Source organism: Cellulosimicrobium funkei, from assembly GCF_001019615.1.
Taxonomy (GTDB): Bacteria; Actinomycetota; Actinomycetes; order Actinomycetales; family Cellulomonadaceae; genus Cellulosimicrobium; species Cellulosimicrobium cellulans_E.
Window position 1 is genome coordinate 33064 of record NZ_JNBQ01000002.1, and the last position, 16154, is coordinate 49217.

Sequence of the window (16154 nt, forward strand, 5' to 3'; positions counted from 1 at the left end):
CGTCGGGCAGGCGGACCGTCCCCCACGGAAGGAGGACCGACCCATGGGCCGGTACGTCCTGCGTCGCGCCGGGCAGGGGCTGTTCGTGCTCTGGGCGGCGTTCACGATCTCGTTCTTCGTCCTCTACCTGCTGCCCAGCGACCCGGCCGCGCTCATGGCGAGCGGCGGCGGCGAGGCGGACCAGGTGGACCCCGCGCTGCTCGACGCGCTCCGCGCGCAGTACGGCCTCGACCGACCCGTGCTGGTGCAGTACGCCGACGCGCTGTGGCACGCGCTGCGCCTCGACTTCGGCACGTCGTACTCGTCGGGCGCCCCCGCGACCCAGCTCGTGCTCCAGGCGCTCCCCGAGACGCTCCGGCTCACGGCCGCGGCTCTCGTCCTCGCCGTCGTCGCAGGCGCAGGCATCGCCATCGCGAGCACGTTCCCGCGCGCGGCCTGGTTGCGCCACGCGCTCGCGTCGCTGCCGCCGCTCGGCGTCGCGCTGCCGCCGTTCTGGCTGGGCCTGCTGCTCCTCCAGTGGTTCTCCTTCCAACTCCCGGTGTTCCCCGCGATCGGCAACGAGGGCGCGATCAGCCTCGTGCTGCCGGCGATCACGCTCGCCGTGCCGGCGAGCGCCGCGCTCGCGCAGGTGCTCGCGCGGAGCCTGCGCGGGACGCTCGCCGAGCCGTACGTCGAGACGGCGCGCGCGAAGGGCGCGAGCCGGGCGCGCGTGCACTTCGGCCACGCGCTGCGCAACGCCGCGATCCCCGCGCTGACCGTGCTCGGGGTCCTCGTCGGCGGGCTGCTCGGCGGCACGGTCGTCACGGAGACGGTGTTCTCGCGCGCGGGCCTCGGGCGACTGACGGTCACGTCGGTGGACGCGCAGGACATCCCCGTGGTGCAGGCGGTGGTCGTCCTCTCGGCGCTCGTGTTCGTGGTCGTCACGCTCCTGGTCGACCTGCTCTACCCCCTGCTCGACCCCCGGATCGACGCACGACAGAAGGCGGTGGCCGCATGAGCACGAGGCCGGGAGTGCGCATCGTGCTCCGGGACGAGGTCCGGGTCGCGGACCGTGCCGCGGTGGCCGACGCGCCGCCGTCGGGCCCGCTCGTCCCCGACTCCCCGCCCGCCGACGCGCCCGAGGTGCGCACGCCCGAGGAGATCGAAGTCGCGGACCGCGAGGACGCGCGCGCGATCATCCGGTACGGGCGGGTCCGCGGCGTCGGCACGGCGGGCCGGTGGCGCCGCGGGGTGCGGTACGCCGTGCGGCGTCCTGGTCTGGTCGTCGCCGTGCTCGTCGTCCTGCTCGTCACGGCGTGGGCGGTCGTCCCGCAGCTCTTCACGGCGTACGACCCGCTGACGGGCGTGCCCGCGGACCGGCTCCAGCCGCCGTCGGGCGCGCACCTGTTCGGCACCGACCACCTGGGGCGAGACGTGTACGCGCGCGTCGTCCACGGCGCGTCCGCGTCGCTGAGCGCGACCGTCATCGCGGTCGCCGTCGGGCTCGTCGCCGGGTCGCTGCTCGGCCTGCTCGCGGGGTTCGTGCGCGGGTGGGTGGACGACGTCGTCGGCCGGTTCGTCGACGTGCTGCTCGCGATCCCGAGCATCCTGCTCTCGCTCGCGATCATCACGGCGCTCGGGTTCGGGACGGTCAAGGTCGCGATCGCCGTCGGCATCACGAGCGTCGCGACGTTCGCGCGCGTCATGCGGGCCGAGGTCCTGCGCACCTCGACGTCGGTGTACGTCGAGGCGGCCCGCGCGTCGGGGGTGCGCTGGTACGGCGTGCTGGGGCGTCACGTGCTGCCCAACGCGACGGGACCGGTGCTCGCGCTCGTCGCGCTCGAGCTCGGCACGGCGGTGCTCGCCATCTCGGCCCTGAGCTTCCTCGGCTACGGGACGCCGCCGCCCGCACCGGAGTGGGGGTCGCTCGTCTCGGGCGGGCGCGACTACCTGGCCACCGCGTGGTGGCTCACGACCATGCCGGGCCTCGTGATCGTCGCCGTCGTGCTGTCGGCGAACCGCATCGCGCGGTCCCTGGAACGGACCGGAGGGGACGCATGACCGCCACGACGCCGACCACCCAGGAGCGTCCCGGCACGACGTCGGACGAGGTGCCCGCGCTCGAGATCCGCGGGCTCGAGGTCGCCTACCGCACGCGCGACGGCGGCTCGTACGCGGCCGTCCGCGGCGTCGACCTCACGGTCGGCGCGGGCGAGGTCGTGGCGCTCGTGGGCGAGTCCGGCTCGGGCAAGAGCACGACGGCCCACGCGGCGCTGCACCTTCTCTCGCGCGGGGGAGCGGTGACGGCCGGGACCATCCGGCTCGGCGGACGCGACGTCGGCGACCTCTCCGAGAAGGAGTGGCAGCAGGTGCGGGGCCGCGACGTCGGCCTCGTGCCGCAGGACCCGACGGTCTCGCTCAACCCCGTCACGCGCGTGGGCGACCAGGTCGCGGAGGTGCTCGTCATCCACGGGCTCGCGCGGCGCAAGGAGGCGCGCGAGCGGGCGGTCGAGCTGCTGCGCCAGGCCGGGATCGACGACCCGGAGGCCCGCGCGCGGCAGTACCCGTCGCAGCTCTCCGGGGGCATGCGCCAGCGCGTGCTCATCGCGATCGCGGTCGCCGCGCGCCCGAGGCTCGTCGTCGCGGACGAGCCGACGAGCGCGCTGGACGTGACCGTCCAGCGCCGCATCCTCGACCACCTGGACGGCCTCGTGCGCGACCTCGGCACCGCCGTCCTGCTCATCACGCACGACCTCGGGGTCGCGGCGGACCGCGCCGACCGGATCGTCGTGCTCGAGCGCGGCGTCGTCGTCGAGGAGGGCACCGCGGACCAGGTGCTGCACGACCCGCGCCACCCGTACACCCAGCAGCTCATCGCGGCGGCGCCGAGCCTCGCGAGCTCGCGCCTGGTCGCGGGCGGCACCCCGGAGACGACGCCGGGCGACGGCGTCGTCCCGCGCGCCGACGCGAGCCGCGCCGCGGTCGCGAGCCGCGCCGACGGTCAGGGGATCACGGTGCCCGACGGCGCCGGTCCGGACACCGCGAGCGCGCCCGTCCTCGCGGTGCGGGACCTGCGCAAGGAGTTCACGCTGCCGCGGGGCGCCGCGCACCGGACGCTCGTCGCCGTGGACGGCGTGAGCCTCGCGGTCGGGCGGGGCGAGACGTACGCGCTCGTGGGGGAGTCCGGCTCCGGCAAGAGCACGACGGCGCGGCTCGCCCTCCGGCTCGAGCGGCCCACCGCGGGCACGGTCGAGTTCGCGGGCGAGGACATCACGACGGCGCGCGGCGAGCGGCTGCGGTCGCTGCGCCGTGGCTTCCAGGTGGTCTACCAGTCCCCGTACGCGTCGCTCGACCCGCGGTTCACCGTCGAGCAGATCGTCACCGAGCCGCTGCGGGCGTACCGGGTCGGGTCGCCGTCCGAGCGTGCCGACCGGGCGCGTGCGCTCGTCGAGGACGTCGCGCTCCCGCCCGACGTGCTCCGGCGGGGACCGCGCGAGCTCTCGGGCGGCCAGCGCCAGCGTGTCGCCATCGCGAGGGCGCTCGCCCTGAACCCGGCGCTCGTCGTGCTCGACGAGCCCGTCTCGGCGCTCGACGTGTCCGTGCAGGCCCAGATCCTCGAGCTGCTCGTGCGGCTGCAGGCCGAGCACGGGCTCGCATACCTGTTCATCTCGCACGACCTCGCGGTCGTGCGCCAGGTGTCCGACCACGTCGGCGTCATGCACCGCGGGCGCGTCGTCGAGCAGGGGGCGGCCGAGCAGATCCTGCTCGACCCGCAGGAGGAGTACACGCGCGAGCTCGTGGCGGCCATCCCCGGCCGACGCGCGCTCCAGGACGCGTCCCGGGCGTCGTCCACGACCGCAGGGAGCGCACGATGACCGTCGCCGCCGCGCGAGCCGCAGAGCTCCGCACCCGACCGAGCGCAGCGCCGCGCGTCCTCGCCGACCCCGCCCCCGCGCCGTCGCGCACCGGGCTCGCCGGCCGCACCACCGAGCTGCTCCAGGCGATGATCCGCAACGCGTGCGTCAACGACGGCACCGTCGGCTCGGGGCACGAGGCGCGCAACGCGCGCGCCGTCGCCGACGCGCTCGACGGCCTCGACCTCGAGGTCGAGTGGGTCGAGCCGCGCCCCGGCCGCACGTCGCTCGTCGCGCGCCTGCGCGGCACCGACCCGGAGGCGCCGTCGCTCGCGCTCGTCGGGCACACCGACGTCGTCCCCGTCGAGCCGGAGGGGTGGACGCGCGACCCGTTCGGCGGCGAGCTCGTCGACGGCTGGGTCTGGGGCCGGGGTGCGATCGACATGCTGGGACTCACGTCCGCGTTCACGGTCGTCATGCGCGCGGTCGCGGAGAGCGGGCGGCGGCTGCGCGGCGACCTCGTGCTCGCCGCCGTCGCCGACGAGGAGCACGGCAGCACGTGGGGCGTCGACTGGATCACGCAGCACCGGTACGACCTCGTGGACGTCGACGCGGTCCTCACGGAGTCGGGCGGGGTGCCGGTGGGGTCCCGGGGGAGCCGCACGATCGCGGTCGGGGAGAAGGGCGGCGCCGGGCGCCGGCTGCGGGTCGTCGGGCGGCCCGGGCACGGGTCGGGGCCGTACGGGTCGCTCAACGCGATCGTGCTCGCGGCCGAGGCCGTGCGGCGGATCACCGCGCACCGCGGGCCGGTCGTCATCGGCGACCTGTGGCGCCGCTACGTCGACGCGCTCGACCTCGCGCCCGACGTGCGGGCCGCGCTGCTCGACCCCGCCCGGATCGACGACGCGTTGCCCGAGCTCGGTGCGCTCGCGTCCGTCGCGCACGCCACGACGCACACGACCGTCGCGCCGACCGTCCTGCACGCCGGCTCGAAGCCCAACGTCATCCCCGGGCTCGCCGAGGTCACGCTCGACATCCGCGTCCTCCCGGGCGCGACCCCGCAGGACGTGGCCGACCTGCTCGACGACGCGCTCGGCGACCTGCGCGAGCACGTGCACGTCGAGGGGGACTGGTTCGGCGAGGCCTCGCAGTCGCCCACCGACGGCGCGGCGTACGCGGCGATCGAGCGGGCCGTGCGCGCGCACGCGGGCGCCGACGTCGTGCCGGTCCTCGGGACCGGCGGCACGGACGGGCGCTTCTTCCGCCGCCGCGGCGTGCCGGCCTACGGCTTCGGCCTGCTCAGCGAGCAGTGGGACCCCGGGGTCTTCCGTTCCCTCTTCCACGGGAACGACGAGCGCGTCGACGTCGAGTCGCTGGGGCTCACGGCCACCGCGCTGCACGACGTCGTGACGAGCTACCTCGGGTGAGCGGTCATCCGGGTGGCGGCCGGCCGTGGCGGTGACGACGGACGGTCGGGCGTCGCGGGCCGTGCTGCGGGTCTGCCTCGCGACCGGGTTCGTCACGCTGCTGGACTCGGCGATCCTCACCGTCGCGGCACCCGCGCTCCGCAGCGAGCTCGGGGCGACGACCGCGCAGCTCCAGTGGATCCTCGCCGGGTACTCGCTGACGTTCGGGCTCGCGCTCGTCCCGGCGGGCCGCCTCGGCGACCGGCTCGGGCGCGGTGGCCCGCTGGCCGTCGGGCTCGCCCTGTTCGCCGTGGGGAGCCTCGTCGGCGCGACGGCCTCCGACGCCGACGTGCTCGTCACCGCGCGACTGCTCCAGGGCGTCGGCGCCGGGACTGCGAACCCGCAGGTCATCGGCCTGCTCCAGGACCACTACGCCGGGCCGGCCCGCGCGCGTGCGCTCGGGGCGTACGCCTCGACGGGCGCGTTCGCCATGGTCGTGTCCCCGCTCGTCGGCGGCGGGATCCTGTCCCTCCTCGGGCCAGCAGCGGGGTGGCGCGCCGCCGTCGGGCTCGCCGCGCCCTTGGGGCTCGCCGTGGCCGTCGTCGCCCTGCGCGTGCTGCGCCGCGGCTCGACGGGCGCGGGGCGCGGGACACCGCCCGGTGGTCGCGTCGGCGGCGGGTTCGACGCCGTCGGGCTGGTGCTCGTGACGCTCGTGACGCTCGGGCTGCTCGTCCCGTTCGTCGCCGAGGGGCCGCGCGCCGTCGTGCTGCCGCTGTCGCTCGGGGTGGTCGTGGCCGCCGCCGGGGCGCTCGTCGCGTGGGAGCCGCGCTACGCACGGCGCGGTCGGACACCGGTTCTCGCGCCCGTCCTCCTGCGTTCCCCGACCTACGTGCTGGGCTGCGTCGTCGCGGCGTTCAGCTTCGGTGCCGCGCTCGGATACTCCGCCGTCCTCATGCTGTTCCTCCAGGACGGCGCGGGCCTCAGCCCGGTCCAGGCAGGCCTGGTCACGACGCCGGGCGCGATCGCCTCGGTCGTGGCGGCGAACCTCTCGTGGCGGCTGTTCCGCCGGTTCGGCCGCCGCGGCGTGACCGTGGCCGTCGGCGCGAAGGCGCTCGTGGCCGCGGCCACGGCCCTCGCGGTGGCGGTCGCGCCCACGTCGACGGTGGTCGCCGTGCTCGTCCTGTCGCAGGTGCTGACGGGCGTCGTCGCGGGGCTGACGATCTCGCCCAACCAGACGCTCACGCTCGAGGGCGCCCCCGGCACGGAGCGCGGCGTCGCCGGCGCGGCGCTCCAGCTCGTGCAGCGCGTCGCCGCGACGGTCTGCATCGCCGCGATGACGGGCGCGTTCGTGGCGCGGACCGGCGGCGCGGTCCCGGGCGTCCTCGACGCGCACCGCGACGGGCTCGTCGTCGTGAGCGCCGCCGTCGCGGCACTGGCGCTCGTCGCGTGGGCGGCGTCCCTGCTCGACGAACGGCTCGCCCGTCCCTCGCCGAGGTAGAACCGCCGGTCGCGAGGTAGAGCACCAGGTGTTCTACCTCGCGACCGGCGGCTCTACCTCGCGGGGCCGGGCTGGTCAGGCCTCGCGGTTCTCCGACGAGAGGAACCAGGCCTGCTTCTCCAGGTCGGCGATGATCTCGTGCAGGATGTCGGCGCTCGTCGGGTCCTCGGCGTCGACGCCGTCGTGGACCTCGCGCACGACCTCGACCGTCTGGGCGAGGCGCTCGACGATCGCGTCGACCGTGTCGCCGACGGAGACGAGGCCCGCCGGGTACGGCGAGAGGTCGGTCGTCGTGGCGACGGTCTCGGTGCGGCCGTCGGGCACGACCTGGAGCGCGCGCATGCGCTCGGCGACGGTGTCGCTGTGCTCGCGCGCGGCGTCCACGACGTCGTCGAGCTGGAGGTGCAGGTCGCGGAACCCGCGGCCCGTGACGTTCCAGTGGGCCTGCTTGCCCTGGACGTGCAGGTCGACGAGCGCGACGAGCACGCGCTGGAGGTGGGCGCGGAGCGTCTCCGACGCCTCGAAGCGTGCCGTGGCTCGGTGGATGGTGGGTGCGGACATGGTGCTCCTCGCTCTCTCGGGGGTCTCCCGGAACGTGCGGCGGTCACCCGGCTTCCGTCGGTGCCGACTCGTGACTCGTTCTCTTGAACGATTCCAGACTAGGCACCATTCCCCGTCCCCGCCAGCAAGGACAGGCGTGCCTGACCTGCGGTGACGCGCCGGCGGCACCTGCCGCGACGAGACCCGTCACGTTCTCTCGCCAGGTGAGAGGACCGGCCCTCGCTCTTGCCGCGGGGCGCTCGCGGTGGTCCGCTGGCGGCATGACCGATGACCGTACCCCCGCCGCTCCTCCCGCCCTCGCACGCCCGGCCGCGCGCACGCTCGGTACGGGCGACGCCGCGCTCACCGTCTCCGCCCTCGGGTTCGGCGGCATGTCCGTCACGGACGCCTACGGACCGGCGGACGCCGTCGAGGCGGAGGCCGTGCTGCGCCGGGCGGTCGAGCTCGGGGTCACGCTCATCGACACGGCGGACGTCTACGGGCACGGCCGCAACGAGGAGCTCATCGGCCGGGTGCTGGGCGCCCACCGCGACCAGATCGTCCTCGCGTCGAAGTTCGGGCTTCCCCCGGCCGGCGGCCACCCCGACGGCCGTCGCGTCGACGGGCGCCCCGAGTACGTCCGCTCCGCGATCGACGCGAGCCTGCGCCGCCTCGGTACCGACCGGCTCGACCTGTACTACCTGCACCGCATCGACCCGCAGGTCCCGATCGAGGAGACCGTCGGGGCGCTCGCCGAGCTGGTCGAGGCCGGCAAGGTCCGGACGATCGGGCTCTCGGAGCCGTCGGCGGCCACCGTGCGCCGCGCGCACGCCGTCCACCCGGTCACCGCCGTCCAGAGCGAGTACTCGCTGTGGACGCGCGACCCGGAGGACGAGGTCCTGCCGACGCTGCGCGAGCTCGGTATCGGGTTCGTCCCGTTCTCGCCGCTCGGTCGCGGCATCCTCACGGGCACCGTCGACGCGACGGACGGCTTCGCCGGGGACGACGTGCGCCGCTCCCACGCCCGCTACGCGGGCGAGGCGTTCGAGCACAACCGCGGCCTGGTCCGGTCGCTCGAGCAGCTCGCGGCCGAGCGCGGCGTCACGACGGCGCAGCTCGCCCTCGCGTGGCTCCTCGCCCAGGGTGACGACATCGTCCCGATCCCCGGGACGAAGCGCCTCGCGTACCTGGAGCAGAACGTCGCGGCCGCCTCGATCGACCTCACCCCGGACGACGTCGCGGCGATCGGCGCGGCCATCCCGCGCGGGGCCGTGCAGGGCGTCCGTCACCCGCAGCCGGACCTGCTCGCGGGATGAGCGCCGACGCAGCGGCCGTGCCCGCGACACCCGCGCCCCCGCCCGGCGAGGCGGCCGCCCGCCACCCGCTCGCCGTGCACTGGTTCCTGCCGACGTCGGGCGACGCACGCGGGATCGTGGACGGCGCGCACGCCAAGGACACGCCCGGCCGGGCGACCGGGTTCCGCGCGCCGTCGCTCGACTACCTGGAGCAGGTCGCGGTCGCTGCCGACCGCCTCGGCTACGAGGGCGTGCTCACACCGACGGGGACGTGGTGCGAGGACGCGTGGCTGGTCACGTCCGCGCTGATCCGCAGCACGGAGCGGCTGAAGTTCCTCGTCGCGTTCCGCCCGGGCCTCGTCTCGCCGACGCTCGCCGCGCAGATGGCCGCGACGTTCCAGCGTCTGTCCGGGGGGCGGCTGCTCCTCAACGTCGTCACGGGCGGCGACGAGAACGAGATGCGCCGGTTCGGCGACTGGCTCGAGCACGACGAGCGGTACGACCGCACGCGCGAGTTCCTCGAGGTCGTGCGCGGCGTGTGGGACGAGGCGCCGCTCTCCTACGAGGGCACGCACTACCGGATCGCCGACGCCCGGACGTCCGCGCCGCCTGACCCGCGCCCCGAGATCTTCTTCGGCGGATCGTCGGAGGCCGCGCTGCCCGTCGCGGCGGCCCAGGCCGACGTCTACCTCACGTGGGGGGAGCCGCCCGCGCAGGCGCGCGAGAAGATCGAGCGCGTGCGCGAGCTCGCCGCCGCGCAGGGGCGCACGATCCGCTTCGGGGTGCGCCTGCACGTCATCACGCGCGACCGGTCGGCCGACGCGTGGGACGTCGCGCAGCGGTTCCTCGACGACCTCACGCCCGAGCAGATCGCGGGCGCCCAGCGGCTCCTCGGCTCGTCCGGGTCGGTCGGGCAGCAGCGCATGGTCGCGCTCCACGGCGGCGGCGACCTCGCGGCCACCCGGCGCGCGCGGGACCTCGAGATCCACCCCGGGCTGTGGGCAGGCGTCGGGCTCGTGCGCGGTGGCGCCGGGACGGCGCTCGTCGGCAGCCACGAGGAGGTCGCCGACCTGATCGAGGAGTACCGCGCGGCCGGTTTCGACGAGCTCGTGCTCTCGGGCTACCCGCACCTCGAGGAGGCGTACTGGTTCGCGGAGGGCGTCCGACCGCTGCTCGACGCGCGCGGCCTCACCGCTCCCGTCGCGCGTGCCGTCGGCGGCGCATCGCGCACCCACGCCGTGCCGTTCTGACCCGCTTCCCGACCCCGCCCGCGCTCCCGGTGCGCCGGACCCGCAGGACGGGAAAGCCATGGCTCGCCGCGGTGCGCCGACCTAGACTGGAGGAGTCCTGTGGGTCTCCCCGCGCAGAGGTCGGCTCCGATGTCGTGGCTGCTCATGATCTGGTGCGCGACGGCGTGCACGGCCGCCGCCGCGTGGTGGGTGCTGCGCCGCGCCGGGCGGCCCCCGAGTCACCGGACGGTCGGCCGGCCCGGCTTCCTGCGGCGGCGCCCGCCGACCCCCGACCCGCTCGCGACGCTCGCGCTCCAGGTGCGGCTCAGCGAGCTCGCGGCGGAGATGCGGCGCATCGAGGCGGACCCGGAGGTCTTCGCCCGCGCCCACCACTATCTCGCGGTCCAGGGCGCCTACGACGCGCTGCTGCGCGAGGCGTGCCGGCTCACCGGGCTCTCGGTCGAGGACGCGCCGCTGCGGGCCGGGTTCCGCACGGGCGACGACGAGCGGTTCCGCGAGGAGCTCGAGCTGAGCGCGCGCGGCTGGAGCTGGTGACCGTCCACCCGTGAGGGGCGGCGCGGGACGGGCGAGGGGCCCGACGGCGGTACGTCCGCCGTCGGCCCCTCGCCCGTGGTGTCCCCCAGCGTGCGGGTCAGAGCGCCGAGTGGTCCCCGATCCGGTGGTAGGTGCGGTCGTGGTACACGAGGGGCGACGGCGCGCCGGTCGCCTCGTCGCGCCGCGGGTCCGCGCCCGTGCCGACGCTCGACGCGAGCGCGCGCAGCGACACGAGGTAGGAGTCACCCACCGGCGTGCGCTGGACCACGCGGCCCCGGACCCACGAGAGGGCCCCGTCGATGACGGGTTCGCCGGTGCCGAGGCGCGACCAGCCGCCGTCGGCGAACCGGTCGATGCCGCTCGTGGCGAAGCGTGCCGAGACGTCGTCCTGGTGGTCGGCGAGGAAGCTCACCGTGAGCGTGCGCGCGGCGGAGACCGCGGGCCACGACGACGACGTCGACGCGAGCGAGAACGCGAGCAGCGGGGGTGCGGCCGAGACGGAGATGACCGACGTCGCGGTGAACCCGACGAGACGGCCGTCGTGCTCGAGCGCGATCACGGCGACCCCGGCGGGGTGGCCGCGGAACACGGACTTGTACTCGTCGGGGGAGAGCTGCGGCTCGTCCTGCTCTGCCAGGAGGGCCTCCAGGTGGGTGAGCTCGGCGGTCATCGGGCCACCCCCGCGAACGCGTCGGCGACGGCCTGGTCGGCGTGCGGCGGGTCGCCGCCGTCCACCCCGGGGAGCGGCGTCGCGGCGCGGCGCAGCGCGTCGCCCTCACGGGCGAGCCACGCGTCCACGACGGGGCCCAGGTCCGCGAGCTGCGGCTCGGTGACCGTGAGGGAGCGGGTCGGGACGACGGCGCCCAGCTCGACGAGCACGGGCCGCAGGTGCACCTCGCCGACGAGCGCGTGGGCGGGGTTGGCCGACACGACGAGCGGCACGACGACGACGCCCGCGAGCCCGTCCGGGCCGTAGAGGTCGAGGAACGCCTTGAGGAGCCCGGTGTACGACGCCTTGTAGACCGGCGTCGCCACGACGGCGACGGTCGCCGCGGCGAGCCGGTCGCGCGCGGCGTCCGCTGCGGGGCGCTCGGGGGCGAGGATCTCGGTGGCGAACGCCGCGAGGTCGATCGTCGAGACGTCGGCCGCGCCGAGGAGGGCGGCGACGCGGTGCGCCACGGACTCGGCGGCGCCGAGCGTCCGCGAGCCGGGGCGCGGGTTGCCGGAGACGGCGAGGACCGTCGGGGAGAGGGAGCGGTGGGTCATGTGTACCTCGCAGTAGTCGTCGATCACGCTTGCCGCGCGGCCGTCCCGCGGGTGCGGGGCCGGTCGCGCGCGGCCTGGTCATCTCCCGGAGCACCCCGCCGTGACAGGGGGTTGCCGACCAGCGAGCCGGGGCTTGGCACTGGTGCTCGTGACCTGGGGACGGGTATAGCAACGGCTCCACGAAAACCGCACCAGATCGATCGGGTTTCTCAGTGGGTGGACGGTTGTGTCCTCCCCGGGGGCCCAGCGCGACGTCTCCGGGTGCGCAGGGAGTGAGACGGCGCTACGGGAACTTCTGGCACAGGCGTACCGTCAGCAGGAGTTTCCGCCCAGACGAGGAGTACCCATGGACAGCCGACTGCAGTCCGTCTACGACGAGGTCCTGCGTCGCAACCCCGGCGAGGCCGAGTTCCACCAGGCCGTGCGCGAGGTCTTCGACTCGCTCGGCCCCGTGCTGCGCAAGCACCCGCGCTACGTCGAGGCGGCCGTCCTCGAGCGCGTGTGCGAGCCCGAGCGCCAGATCATCTTCCGGGTCCCGTGGGTGGACGACACGGGCCGCGTGCAGATCAACCGCGGCTTCCGGGTCGAGTTCAACTCGGCGCTCGGCCCGTACAAGGGCGGCCTGCGGTTCCACCCGTCGGTCTACCTCGGGATCGTCAAGTTCCTCGGTTTCGAGCAGATCTTCAAGAACTCGCTCACCGGCATGCCGATCGGCGGCGGCAAGGGCGGGTCGGACTTCGACCCCCGCGGCCGCTCCGACGGCGAGGTCATGCGGTTCTGCCAGTCGTTCATGACCGAGCTGTACCGGCACATCGGCGAGAACACCGACGTCCCGGCCGGTGACATCGGCGTGGGCGGCCGCGAGATCGGCTACCTGTTCGGCCAGTACAAGCGGATCACCAACCGCTACGAGTCCGGCGTCCTCACGGGCAAGGGGATCTCGTGGGGCGGCTCGCTCGTGCGCACCGAGGCGACGGGGTACGGCACCGTGCTCTTCGCGCAGAGCATGCTCGAGACGCGCGGGCAGGAGCTCGACGGCCGACGCGTCGTGGTCTCCGGCTCGGGCAACGTCGCGATCTACGCGACCGCCAAGGCCCAGCAGCTCGGCGCGAACGTCGTCGCCTTCTCCGACTCCTCCGGCTACGTCGTGGACGAGGCCGGCGTCGACCTCGACCTGCTGCGTCAGATCAAGGAGGTCGAGCGCGGCCGCGTCGCCGACTACGCGGCCCGTCGCCCGGGGGCGCGCGTCGTCACCGACGGCTCCATCTGGGACGTGCCGTGCGACGTCGCGCTGCCGTGCGCGACGCAGAACGAGCTCGACGAGAGCGCGGCCAAGCAGCTCGTGGCGAACGGCGTCGTCGCGGTCGCCGAGGGCGCCAACATGCCGACGACGCCCTCCGCCGTCGCGCTCCTCCAGGAGGCGGGCGTGCTGTTCGCGCCCGGCAAGGCCGCGAACGCCGGCGGCGTCGCGACCTCGGCGCTCGAGATGCAGCAGAACGCGTCGCGCGACTCGTGGTCGTTCGAGTACACGGAGGAGAGGCTCGCGCAGATCATGGCGGGCATCCACGACCGGTGCGTCGAGACGGCCGACGAGTACGGGACGCCCGGCAACTACGTGCTCGGCGCGAACATCGCGGGCTTCACCAAGGTCGCCGACGCGATCCTCGCGCTCGGCGTCATCTGACCGTCGTCTACCCTGGCCGACGGCCGCCGTCGCGCACGCCGCGCGACGTGACGGCCGCCGGACCGGACGACGGGAGAACGCAGTGACGACCACCGACCCCGAGGGCCCCGTCGTGCGCGCGGGCCGCGACGTCGTGCTCGAGCTCGCGGTGCAGGACCCGGACGGCGTCCGGGTGGCCGCCTCCGTGGGCGCCCGGCGGGTCGAGCTGTGCGTCGGACTGGGCGCGACGGGCGGGCTCACGCCGAGCGCCGGCCTGGTGGAGGCGGCCGTCGTCGCGGCTGCCGACGCCGCGAGCCCTGCGCCTGCCGTCGAGGTCCACGTCCTGGTGCGGCCGCGTCCGGGAGGGTTCGTCCTCTCGGCCGCCGACCTCGACGTGCAGGTCCGCGACGTCCGGGCCGCGGTCGCGGCGGGTGCGGCGGGCGTCGTGGTCGGCGCCCTGACGCTGGACGGTGTCGTGGACGTCGCCGCCGTGCGCGCCCTCGTCGAGGCGGCCGGCGGGCGCGAGGTGACGTTCCACCGCGCGGTCGACGTCGTCGCGGACCCGCTCGCGGCCCTCGACGCGCTCGCCGGTGCGGGCGTGGTGCGCGTGCTGACGTCCGGGGGCGCGGCCCGCAGCATCGACGGCGTCGAGCGCCTGCGCGCCATGTCGGCGCACGCCCGCGGAGCCCTGGGCGGCCGCGTCCAGGTCATGGCTGGTGGGGGAGTGCAGCCCCGGGACGTCGGCGCGCTCGTGGCCGCCGGCGTGGACGCCGTGCACCTCTCCGCGAAGCGCGTCGTCGCGGACGACGCCGGTCCCGGCGGTGGTGGGGACGCCGGCTACGAGGTCACGGACCCCGAGGTCGCCGCGGCGGCGAGCGCGGCCCTCCGTGCCGCCCCGTAGCGCTGACCCCTCCGCGCGCGTGCGCTCGTGACGCGCTCGCGACGCCACGTCTCGACATCGCCTGACCGGCCGGTCCCCGCCACGCGGGGGCCGGCCGTCGCCCTCTCCCGGCACGATCGCCGTCGGTCATGTCTCAGTTAGGTAACTTTCCTGTCGTATTCCTCGGCGACCCCGTATCGATTAGTTAGTGTTCCTGCCACACGCCCCAGGGCGCACGACGAACGACGCGAGGACGCGTCGTCCATGCGAAAGGACCGATGATGATTCGAAGCACGGCGCGCAAGCGTCTGCTCACGGCGGTTGCGCTCGTGACCGGCGTGACTCTCCTGGCCGCGGGCTGCTCCGGTGGCGGCAGCAACGGTGACGGCGACGAGGGCGCGAGCGGGGGACGCACGCTCAACGTGTGGGCCGGGACGCAGACGCCGATCGTCGCGAACTTCAACCCGTACTCGCCGAACCCGCTGCACGCGGCGAACGGCGCGATCTACGAGCCGCTCTTCTACTACAACAAGGCTCAGGCCAGCGACCCCGAGCCCCGCCTCGGTGAGTCCTTCGAGTGGTCCGAGGACGGCACCGAGCTCACGGTGAAGCTCCGCGAGGGCGTCAAGTGGACCGACGGCGAGGACTTCGACGCCGACGACGTCGTCTTCTCGCACACCAACGAGGCCGCCAAGCGCGACTTCGTGGTCTCGGTCGAGGCCGTCGACCCGTACACCGTGAAGTGGACGTTCGACTCCCCGCAGTTCACCTCCGAGGTCCAGCTCCTCGGCACCTCGCTCGTCGTGCCGGAGCACATCTGGTCCGAGGTCGACGACCTCGTGACGTTCGCGAACGAGAACCCGGTCGGCACCGGCCCGTACAAGGCCGACGCCGTCACGGAGGCGGCCTACACGGTCGTCGCGAACGAGGACTACTGGGCCGGCGCGCCCCAGGTCAAGAAGGTCCGCTACCTGGGCATCGACCAGAACCAGAGCGCCGAGGACCTCATGACCACGGGCAAGGTCGACTGGACGGCCATGTTCGTGGCCGACCCCGACCGCATCACCGCGGACGGGCGCCTGAGCATGATCAACACGCCGCAGGACCCGACGACGATCTACACGTGCGTGTCGGTCGACCTCGGCTGCACCGGCCCGCAGACCGACGTCGCGGTGCGTCAGGCGATCAACCTCGCCATGGACCGCACCGAGATCAACGACAAGGCGTTCGCCGGCCTCGCCGCGACCGCGTCCCCGACGTTCGCGCTGCTCGGTCGCGACGACCGCTGGATCTCGCCCGACGTCGAGGCGGAGAGCCCGCAGACGGCCGACGCCGCGGCCGCGTCGAAGGTCCTCGAGGACGCCGGCTACACCAAGGGTGCGGACGGCATCTACGAGAAGGACGGCCAGAAGGTCGAGATGACCCTCATCACGGTCGACGGCTGGAACGACTACAACGCGGTGGGCGACCTGCTCGTCGAGCAGGCGAAGGCTGCCGGCATCTCGATCGTCCACAACAAGCTCACGCAGCAGGAGATGTCGGACGCGCGCGTCGCGGGCACCTACCAGCTCATGGTCGGCGGCATCACGGCTCCGTCGCTCGACGACCCGTTCAGCATCTACCGCCAGTGGATGACGACGGACTACACGCGACCCGTCGGTGAGGTCATGGAGTCCGGCCTCTTCAACTACGTGCGCTACACCAACCCGACGGTCGACGCCGCGGTCGATGCGGCCGCCTCGACGAACGACGAGGCCGCGAAGCAGGAGCAGTACGCGGTCATCCAGGGGGAGATCGCCCGCGACCTGCCCTACATCCCGGTGGTCGTCAACGCGTCGCAGACGTTCATGGACACGAAGGACTTCACGGGCTGGCCGACCGAGGACGACCTCTACGCCTTCCCGCCGTCGTGGAGCACGGTCTCGCTGGGCGTCGTGCTCTCGAAGCTCGAGCCGACGAGCTGATGCGACCGCGCCGAGGAGGAGGACC

14 protein-coding genes and 1 riboswitch are annotated in these 16154 nt (G+C 74.6%); of the genes, 11 read left to right on the plus strand and 3 right to left on the minus strand.

Annotation, left to right across the window (positions count from 1 at the left end; translation table 11 throughout):
- The first annotated feature begins 43 nt into the window (after positions 1 to 43).
- From FB00_RS02630 to FB00_RS02650, 5 genes are read left to right on the plus strand one after another with little or no spacing between them, the layout of a single operon-like run.
- Entirely contained in the window at positions 44 to 997 is a 954-nt protein-coding gene (locus FB00_RS02630) for an ABC transporter permease (protein WP_047231346.1), read from the plus strand.
- On the plus strand, positions 994 to 2040 hold the full coding sequence (locus FB00_RS02635; RefSeq protein WP_082140903.1) for an ABC transporter permease: 1047 nt from the start codon (positions 994 to 996) through the stop codon (positions 2038 to 2040). The genes FB00_RS02630 and FB00_RS02635 overlap by 4 nt, the downstream gene beginning before the upstream one ends.
- A complete protein-coding gene (locus tag FB00_RS02640) occupies positions 2037 to 3854 on the plus strand; it encodes a dipeptide ABC transporter ATP-binding protein (protein WP_047231347.1) in 1818 nt (605 codons plus the stop codon). Before FB00_RS02635 ends, FB00_RS02640 begins: the two co-directional genes overlap by 4 nt.
- Entirely contained in the window at positions 3851 to 5260 is a 1410-nt protein-coding gene (locus FB00_RS02645) for a M20/M25/M40 family metallo-hydrolase (RefSeq protein WP_082140904.1), read from the plus strand. The genes FB00_RS02640 and FB00_RS02645 overlap by 4 nt, the downstream gene beginning before the upstream one ends.
- A gap of 25 nt (positions 5261 to 5285) precedes the next feature.
- A complete protein-coding gene (locus FB00_RS02650; protein ID WP_052877390.1) occupies positions 5286 to 6737 on the plus strand; it encodes an MFS transporter in 1452 nt (483 codons plus the stop codon).
- Between the two features lie 75 nt (positions 6738 to 6812).
- Here FB00_RS02650 and FB00_RS02655 read toward each other — a convergent pair whose 3' ends face one another.
- Positions 6813 to 7298: a Dps family protein gene (locus FB00_RS02655; RefSeq protein ID WP_047231348.1), complete on the minus strand. Its 486-nt coding sequence runs from the start codon at positions 7296 to 7298 to the stop codon at positions 6813 to 6815.
- Between the two features lie 260 nt (positions 7299 to 7558).
- On the opposite strand from FB00_RS02655, the gene FB00_RS02660 reads away from it, so the two are divergent.
- The 3 genes from FB00_RS02660 (at position 7559) to FB00_RS02670 (ending at position 10356) form a co-directional block, all read left to right on the plus strand.
- Positions 7559 to 8593, plus strand: a complete 1035-nt coding sequence (locus FB00_RS02660) for an aldo/keto reductase (protein ID WP_047231349.1) — start codon at positions 7559 to 7561, stop codon at positions 8591 to 8593.
- Positions 8590 to 9822, plus strand: coding sequence for an LLM class flavin-dependent oxidoreductase (locus FB00_RS02665; protein ID WP_082140905.1), 1233 nt, complete (start codon positions 8590 to 8592; stop codon positions 9820 to 9822). The genes FB00_RS02660 and FB00_RS02665 overlap by 4 nt, the downstream gene beginning before the upstream one ends.
- A 129-nt stretch (positions 9823 to 9951) precedes the next feature.
- Positions 9952 to 10356, plus strand: coding sequence for a hypothetical protein (locus FB00_RS02670; RefSeq protein WP_047231350.1), 405 nt, complete (start codon positions 9952 to 9954; stop codon positions 10354 to 10356).
- Positions 10357 to 10453: 97 nt separating this feature from the next.
- Here the strand turns inward: FB00_RS02670 and FB00_RS02675 are convergent, their stop codons facing one another.
- Positions 10454 to 11026: a flavin reductase family protein gene (locus tag FB00_RS02675; RefSeq protein ID WP_047231351.1), complete on the minus strand. Its 573-nt coding sequence runs from the start codon at positions 11024 to 11026 to the stop codon at positions 10454 to 10456.
- The gene (locus FB00_RS02680; RefSeq protein WP_082140906.1) at positions 11023 to 11622 is read right to left on the minus strand and encodes an NADPH-dependent FMN reductase; all 600 of its coding nucleotides are present in this window, start codon (positions 11620 to 11622) and stop codon (positions 11023 to 11025) included. Before FB00_RS02680 ends, FB00_RS02675 begins: the two co-directional genes overlap by 4 nt.
- Before the next feature lie 20 nt (positions 11623 to 11642).
- Positions 11643 to 11776: riboswitch (SAM riboswitch) on the minus strand.
- A gap of 192 nt (positions 11777 to 11968) precedes the next feature.
- On the opposite strand from FB00_RS02680, the gene gdhA reads away from it, so the two are divergent.
- From gdhA to FB00_RS02695, 3 genes are all read left to right on the plus strand, one after another.
- Positions 11969 to 13306 (plus strand): NADP-specific glutamate dehydrogenase, encoded by a 1338-nt coding sequence (gene gdhA / locus FB00_RS02685; protein WP_047231352.1) that lies wholly within the window; start codon positions 11969 to 11971, stop codon positions 13304 to 13306.
- A gap of 82 nt (positions 13307 to 13388) precedes the next feature.
- Complete coding sequence (locus tag FB00_RS02690) at positions 13389 to 14186, plus strand: copper homeostasis protein CutC (RefSeq protein WP_231581676.1); 798 nt, start codon at positions 13389 to 13391, stop codon at positions 14184 to 14186.
- A 260-nt stretch (positions 14187 to 14446) separates the two neighbouring features.
- The gene (locus FB00_RS02695; protein ID WP_047231579.1) at positions 14447 to 16129 is read left to right on the plus strand and encodes an ABC transporter substrate-binding protein; all 1683 of its coding nucleotides are present in this window, start codon (positions 14447 to 14449) and stop codon (positions 16127 to 16129) included.
- Positions 16130 to 16154: the final 25 nt, after the last annotated feature.

Excerpts from the sequence above, each read along its gene's own strand:
- FB00_RS02630 (WP_047231346.1), top strand. The coding sequence starts at position 44 with ATGGGCCGGTACGTCCTGCGTCGCGCCGGGCAGGGGCTGTTCGTGCTC.
- FB00_RS02655 (WP_047231348.1), bottom strand. The coding sequence starts at position 7,298 with ATGTCCGCACCCACCATCCACCGAGCCACGGCACGCTTCGAGGCGTCG.
- FB00_RS02670 (WP_047231350.1), top strand. The coding sequence starts at position 9,952 with ATGTCGTGGCTGCTCATGATCTGGTGCGCGACGGCGTGCACGGCCGCC.
- FB00_RS02695 (WP_047231579.1), top strand. The coding sequence starts at position 14,447 with ATGATTCGAAGCACGGCGCGCAAGCGTCTGCTCACGGCGGTTGCGCTC.
- FB00_RS02665 (WP_082140905.1), top strand. The coding sequence starts at position 8,590 with ATGAGCGCCGACGCAGCGGCCGTGCCCGCGACACCCGCGCCCCCGCCC.
- FB00_RS02675 (WP_047231351.1), bottom strand. The coding sequence starts at position 11,026 with ATGACCGCCGAGCTCACCCACCTGGAGGCCCTCCTGGCAGAGCAGGAC.
- FB00_RS02645 (WP_082140904.1), top strand. The coding sequence starts at position 3,851 with ATGACCGTCGCCGCCGCGCGAGCCGCAGAGCTCCGCACCCGACCGAGC.
- FB00_RS02635 (WP_082140903.1), top strand. The coding sequence starts at position 994 with ATGAGCACGAGGCCGGGAGTGCGCATCGTGCTCCGGGACGAGGTCCGG.
- FB00_RS02640 (WP_047231347.1), top strand. The coding sequence starts at position 2,037 with ATGACCGCCACGACGCCGACCACCCAGGAGCGTCCCGGCACGACGTCG.
- FB00_RS02680 (WP_082140906.1), bottom strand. The coding sequence starts at position 11,622 with ATGACCCACCGCTCCCTCTCCCCGACGGTCCTCGCCGTCTCCGGCAAC.
- gdhA (WP_047231352.1), top strand. The coding sequence starts at position 11,969 with ATGGACAGCCGACTGCAGTCCGTCTACGACGAGGTCCTGCGTCGCAAC.
- FB00_RS02660 (WP_047231349.1), top strand. The coding sequence starts at position 7,559 with ATGACCGATGACCGTACCCCCGCCGCTCCTCCCGCCCTCGCACGCCCG.